At 56.2% G+C, this 6,366-nt stretch carries 7 protein-coding genes; 2 read left to right on the top strand and 5 right to left on the bottom strand.

The annotated features are described in order from the left end of the window. Nucleotides 1–581: ATP-grasp domain-containing protein (locus tag WBM93_RS08035; RefSeq protein ID WP_424430596.1), on the bottom strand; the 581-nt coding region annotated here is incomplete at its 3' end. A 200-nt stretch (nucleotides 582–781) separates the two neighbouring features. Here WBM93_RS08035 and WBM93_RS08030 point away from each other — a divergent pair. Beyond that, entirely contained in the window at nucleotides 782–1,900 is a 1,119-nt protein-coding gene (locus tag WBM93_RS08030) for a serine hydrolase domain-containing protein (protein ID WP_424430593.1), read from the top strand. A 183-nt stretch (nucleotides 1,901–2,083) separates the two neighbouring features. On the opposite strand, the gene WBM93_RS08025 is transcribed toward WBM93_RS08030, so the two are convergent. From WBM93_RS08025 to WBM93_RS08010, 4 genes are read right to left on the bottom strand one after another with little or no spacing between them, the layout of a single operon-like run. Next, nucleotides 2,084–2,605, bottom strand: coding sequence for a GNAT family N-acetyltransferase (locus tag WBM93_RS08025; protein ID WP_424430590.1), 522 nt, complete (start codon nucleotides 2,603–2,605; stop codon nucleotides 2,084–2,086). Nucleotides 2,606–2,610: 5 nt separating this feature from the next. Beyond that, a complete protein-coding gene (locus WBM93_RS08020) occupies nucleotides 2,611–2,925 on the bottom strand; it encodes a hypothetical protein (protein ID WP_424430587.1) in 315 nt (104 codons plus the stop codon). Beyond that, nucleotides 2,922–3,452, bottom strand: coding sequence for an inorganic diphosphatase (ppa, locus tag WBM93_RS08015; RefSeq protein ID WP_424430584.1), 531 nt, complete (start codon nucleotides 3,450–3,452; stop codon nucleotides 2,922–2,924). The genes WBM93_RS08020 and ppa overlap by 4 nt, the downstream gene beginning before the upstream one ends. A 14-nt stretch (nucleotides 3,453–3,466) precedes the next feature. Further along, nucleotides 3,467–5,422: a M61 family metallopeptidase gene (locus WBM93_RS08010; RefSeq protein ID WP_424430581.1), complete on the bottom strand. Its 1,956-nt coding sequence runs from the start codon at nucleotides 5,420–5,422 to the stop codon at nucleotides 3,467–3,469. Between the two features lie 120 nt (nucleotides 5,423–5,542). On the opposite strand from WBM93_RS08010, the gene hisS reads away from it, so the two are divergent. Beyond that, the coding region (gene hisS / locus WBM93_RS08005; RefSeq protein WP_424430578.1) for a histidine--tRNA ligase at nucleotides 5,543–6,366 on the top strand (824 nt) is incomplete at its 3' end.

The raw sequence follows: 6,366 nt of genomic DNA, 5'->3' as shown, positions 1-6,366 counted from the left end.
AGTTTCTTGCCGAGCTTCTGCGCCTGCTTGTTGAGGTCGCCCTTCAGTCCAAGCGCGAACGCGATGGTCCGGCCATGATGCGGCATGAAGCCCTGCGCTGGATCGATGGTGATCGTCTTGATTTTTTCCGGTGTGCTGTGCGCGACTTCCTCGATATCCATTCCGCCTTCGGTTGAAACGACCATCGCCACGCGTCCGCTGGCCCGATCGACGAGCATCGAGAGGTAGAATTCCTTCTCGATATCGACGCCGTCGGTCACATAGAGGCGGTTGACCTGCTTGCCGGCATCGCCGGTCTGGATGGTAACCAAAGTATTGCCCAGCATTTCTTCAGCATTGGCGCGCACTTCGTCGACCGATTTTGCCAGTCGAACGCCGCCTTTGGCATCGGGGCCGAGCTCGACATATTTGCCTTTGCCGCGTCCGCCCGCGTGGATCTGTGCTTTTACAACATAAAGCGGTCCGGGGAGTTTCTCGGCTGCGGCGACCGCTTCTTCAACGGTGAGCGCGGCGTGGCCGGCAGGAACGGCAATGCCGTGTTTCGCGAGCAATTCTTTGCCCTGATATTCGTGAATGTTCATGGAAAGATGTGAAGCCTTTCATCGAGCTTGAAAATGGTCTTTTAGAGGATGCGAGTCTTGCGTGCGGCTAAAGCACAGATAGTGGGTCATTTCCACCCTGATTCAAGATATTTGTCGGTTGCCTGACCTGTTGCGCCACTATAGGTTTCGAATGAAACTATCGGCGCCTGGCGCTTATATGGATCGGGGTGAATTGCACCATGAACAAGAACAGAGCAGCAATGGTTTTGGGGATCTTGGCTTTTCTCGCGAGCTTTGCCTACGACCGGGCCGAGGCAAAAAATGATACATCAGCGCAGCACTATGGCGAATTTGCCGATTTTCTCGAGGGTTTCCGTAAAGATAACTCGATCAGGGCGCTCACCGCGCTGATCGTCAAAGACGGAAAAATCGCATGGGAAGTGGCGCTCGGGACGTCGGATGATGAAGGCGAAATTGCCACGACGATGGACACCACGTTCAACATCGCATCCGTGACCAAGCCGATCGCCGCGACTGCGATATTGAAAGAGGCGTCGGCAAAGCGGCTGTCGCTCGACTTGTCGCTAGCCAGCGACCCGGGCTGGGACGATTTTTGTGAATGGTTTTCGGGATCGGGTATCCCCTTTGGCTCCGGCGGTGCGGCTAGTGACGGGAAAATGATTGCACCGGTCGATTGCAGCAGAAATTTGACCCTCTCCGATATTCTGAACATGCGGGTCAATGGAGAGCCTGGTGCGCGGTTCGTCTATAATCCGATGACTTATGCCCGCATTGATCGGGCCATAGAGGGGGCAGGAAAACGGCCGTTGCGCGCAATTGTCCGAGACAATGTGCTGACGCCTGCCGGAATGGAAAATGTTGCACTGGGATGGCACGACCCGGATGGCGGATCGGCCTTGCGCTTGTTGGCGCCACCATTTTCCGTCGATGACCAGGGCCGATCAGAAAAGAACAGTTTTTCGGATGACGATTTTCGCGCTGCGGCCGGAATCAAGGCCAGTGCCCGCCATCTGGCGCAGTTTGATATCGCGCTGGATGCCGGCACGCTGCTGCCCCGGGATTGGATGGAGCGGATATTCAATGACGAAGCGCTGCCCGATAGCGGCGACTATCGATGGGGCTGGTTTACCCAAGACTGGCAAGGACAAAGGTTATATTGGCATTCCGGCTGGGATCCGGGCCGATATTCCGCAATCTATCTGAAAATTCCCGACCGGAACCTGACCCTCATCGTTTTGGCTAACAATGAGCGGCTGTGGTGGGATAATTCCCTGATCCGCGCTGAAATAGACAAAAGTCCCGTCGCGGCGAGATTTCTTGCGGAGTTTGTTCAGTAGTTAGAAGCGCTATTTGATCGCACAGATGGCACGGGACGATATAATCACGTCCACGATTTCCGGATCCTGAAGCGTATGGGTCCGATTGTAAATTTGATTGAATGGAACGTCGTCCTGCTTATGTTTTTCAAGCTCGCCAAGACCATTCAGCTTATTGTCCGAACGCTATCAATCGACGGAAAATCAAAGGTGCATCCGCATCGCGCACCGGCGATCAGCGGGTAGGCCGTTTTCGATCTCCGCTTTCATGGTTTCTGCAAGGCGCGACGGCAGATTATCCGAATCCAGCGTCAGAAATCCCAGTTTCTGGTAGAAAAGCTGATTGAACGGCACGTTCCTGAACGTGGTCAGGGTCAGGGCGTCGATGTTATGGGTCACAGCAAATTCGCGGGCTGTTTTCACCAACTGTCGTCCGACGCCCTGGCCCTGGCGGCTTTGCTCAACCGCCAGCTCCAATATGTGCAGAGCGTCGTCATAAATTTGGGTTGTAATGAACCCGATCGGACAGCCGCGTGTTTCTGCAACCCAGACCGTGCCCTCAGCAATGAATATTTGTTGGATTTCCGCGGTCAGCACATCGTCATCGGCGATCCATTCCAGACCGGAAACCGAACGAAACGCCTCGCCTGCTGACCGTTCGATAGCGGGCAAAAGCGAGGCGTCTGCATCATTGGCCAATCTTATGGACGTGTCAGCATAGGTCATTCTGCCTACCTGACCGCGCAGATAACGCCCGAACTGGTCACGACGCCCACGATTTCTGCATCCTGAAGCGCACGGGTCTGTTTGACAAATTCGTTGATGGTAACATCGCCCGGCTTGCGCTTCTTGAGCTTGCCAAGACCGTTTAGCTTGTTGAGCTGTCCGAGCGATAGCCGATCCACCATCCGGTCTGCCATGCAGGCGGATATCGGTGCCGACAGTCCCGCGTTTATCAAACCGTTGCGCACCCGGGTTTCGGGCGTGGCACAGGAGGACAAGGCCGATAGTGCAGCCACCATCGGAATCATCCGGGTCATGTTCATTGCTGTTTCGCCAGTTCAATCGCTTCGAGCACGACGCGCTTTGCCTCGTCGGCATCACCCCATTTGCCAACCCGGACCCATTTTTCGGGTTCGAGGTCTTTATAGTGGGTGAAGAAATGCTCGATCTGCTGCATCACGATTTCGGGGAGATCATTGCCTTCGTCGATCTTGCGATAATAAGGAAAGGTCGCGTCAATCGGTACGCAGAGCAATTTTTCATCGCCGCCATGCTCGTCTTCGAGGTTGAGCACCGCAATCGGCCGGCAGCGTACGACGCAACCGGGCATGAAGGGCGAACGCGCGACAACCAAGGCGTCAAGCGGATCACCATCGGGCGACAATGTGTGCGGAATGAAGCCGTAATTGGCGGGATAGCGCATCGGTGTGTGCAGGATACGGTCGACGAACAGCGCGCCGGATGCCTTGTCAAATTCATATTTGACCGGTTCGCCGCCAACGGGCACTTCGATCACGACGTTCAGGCTTTCTGGCGGGTCATCGCCGATCGCGATTTTGTTAATATCCATGGGAAAGGTGGTCCTTATCTGGTTTTCGGCTGCAATAGCCGGTCGATGCCCCCTTCTTGATCAACACCCTCTCCGGTGATTTTCTCGAGCGCCGGATAGCGCAGGCCATCCGAATGGTCGACCATAAAATTATGATAGGCTTCACCATTTTTCGCAAAAATATCGATATTGCCTTCGGCACCGCGATTATCCGCGATCGCCTGTTTGAGCGCTTCGTCGCTATAGGCTTTGCCATTAATCGCCGAGATGGTGAGGCCGGCTTTCAGACCGGCCTTGAACGCCGGACTATCCCAGATCACCGATTTTATCGTCCCCTTGCTGCCCATCACCAGACCGATGCTGTGGCTGAAGTCGATCTGTTTGCGGCGTTTGTCATTGGCGAGGATATAGGCGCTCGGCGTATCGACATAGACCAGCCGGTAGCCACCGAGAACGAGTCCGTTTTTGGGGGCTTGTGTACCGTTGCGGAAGACCCGCTCTTCGACAAACCCGGCCCAGTCATAGGGCTGGATTTTGCCGAGCGCAGCAACAACATCCTTTTGCTCGTAAGTGACAACGCCCCAGTCGCCGTTCTTGCCGCCAAAAAAAGCCCGGGCGAAATCTTCCAGCGACTTTTTGCCGGCCGATTCGCGACGGATAATCTGGTCGGCTTCAAGCCAGATCAGCAGGCCTTCGTTATAATAATCCTCCGATCGCTGCCAGCTGGTCCAGGGCTTGGCGCGTCGCGCCGCGATGATCGGATCATGGGTGGTATCAATCAATGGGCGCCAGCTCCGTCCGACTCGCTGGTCCATCCCCGCAGCGATGGCCGCAAATGCGTCAAGCGTATCCTGTTTAGAATAGAGCCCGGACCGCGCGCCCAGTACATAGCCCCAGAATTGCGTCTGCCCTTCATAGACCCACAACAGGCTGTCGCGCATCGGTTGCCGGAAATCGGGCGTCCACATACCTTGCGGGCGGCGATATTTGCCATTCCAGGCATGGGTAAGTTCATGCGGCAACAGGTTGCGCCGACCCGGCCCACTATCCCAACCGGTGAAATATTCGCGGTTCACACCATTTTCCGATGACCGATGATGCTCCAGACCAATGCCGCCCATATCCTCGGTCAGCGCGAGCAGGAAATCATATCGGTCATAGGGACGGCTGCCAAACAGGGCTTCGGCCTCGTTGACCAGCTTGATGTGCGAAGCAATTTGTGCCTTTTTGGGCTTCAAGAATTTGGAATCATCGGCGACAATATTGAGATGCGCGCGACCGGTCAGTTGATGGGTCTGAAAATATTGTCCGGCAAAAACCGGACTGTCGACCAACGTGTCATAGTCAGTTTTTTCATAAACAATAGCACCACCGTCATTGTCTATCGGGCGGAGCGATGTCGCAGCTTGCCAGCCATCGGGATAGATGGCGCTAGCTTCCACCGGAATCTGACGCACATAATAGCCGGCCGGGTAGAGTGAAAGCTGATGCCAACGCAGGTTGAGCATCGACGGTGCCATCACGATCCGGCCCTGGCTGCTGGTGGTGGCTGATACAAACTGGAATGTCGCGGTCACCGTGCTGACATTTTCGGGGATCGTCAGGTGAAAGGCGAAGACATCGACCTCGTCGCGGATCCACGGGAGTTTTTCTCCGTCGGCGGTAAACTCCAGCCCGGCGATCTTCTCGATCTCGCCGCGCGGTGCATGATTGCCGGGCAGCCATTCGGGGTAGAGCAGGGTGAGCCGACCGGCACTCCCCGTAACAGTTTGGGCCACCGGGATCGTCTGGACGACGCGGAATATGCCCTGTTCATGATCGCGGGCATCGACCTTCAAAGTCATGGTGCCGGGATAGGCAATATCCTGCGGCGCGGGGATCGTCTCCTGCGGCGGAACATAGTCTGGTTTGCTGAGGCTGTCCGGCATTGCCGCCGCCGTTGTAGATAAGGTGAGGGCCAAGACCAGACCCATAATGCCAACCAGATGCATGCTCAGAAAATCCCCATAGTGACGAGCGCGGGTGAATGAAGGTTTTTGCAACATTCGTCTAGAGGCTTGGTGGAAATAAGCCACTTCCGCTTTGGCGCATCTCTGGCTAAAGCGCTCCCTATGGCAAAAATACAGACACCCCAGCCGGTGCGCGGCACGCAGGATATATTTGGCGACGATCAGGAGCGGTTCCAGCATGTCGTGGAAACGTTCGAGCGCGTGCGGCGGCTTTACGGTTTCAAGGGTGTCGAAATGCCGGTGTTTGAACCGACGGCGGTGTTTGCCCGCTCGCTTGGCGAGACAACCGATGTCGTGTCGAAGGAAATGTACTCGTTCGAGGATCGCAGCGGTGACAGCCTGACCCTGCGCCCGGAATATACCGCGGGCATTGCCCGCGCGTTTCTAACCAACGGCTGGCAGCAGCATGTGCCATTGAAGCTCTCGGCGCACGGCCCGATTTTCCGTTACGAGCGGCCGCAAAAGGGTCGTTACCGGCAGTTTCACCAGCTTGATGCAGAAATTATCGGGGCGAGCGAAGCCACGGCGGATGTCGAACTGCTCTGCTTTGCCGATCAGCTTTTGCAGGAACTGGGTATCGCCGACGGCGTGACGCTGCAGCTCAACACGCTGGGTGATGTCGAAAGCCGCGATGCCTGGCGCGATGCGCTGGTCGAGCATTTTCAGGCGCATCGCAAGGACCTGTCCGAAGACAGTCAGGACCGGCTGGAGCGCAATCCGCTGCGCATTCTAGACAGCAAGGAACGGCAGGACCGTCCGATCGCCGACAGCGCGCCGGATATAGACGCCTATCTGTCGAGCGAAGCCAAGGAGTTTTTTGCGCAGGTCACCGAAGGGCTTGATGCCTGCGGCGTGGCCTGGACGCGCAACGGTCGTCTGGTGCGCGGGCTGGACTATTATCGCCATACCGCCTTTGAATTTGTCAC

Source organism: Parasphingorhabdus sp. (assembly GCF_049667325.1).
Taxonomy (GTDB): domain Bacteria; phylum Pseudomonadota; class Alphaproteobacteria; order Sphingomonadales; family Sphingomonadaceae; genus Parasphingorhabdus.
The sequence above is the reverse complement of the archived record's forward strand: the minus strand, read 5'-3'. Positions and strand labels throughout refer to the sequence as shown.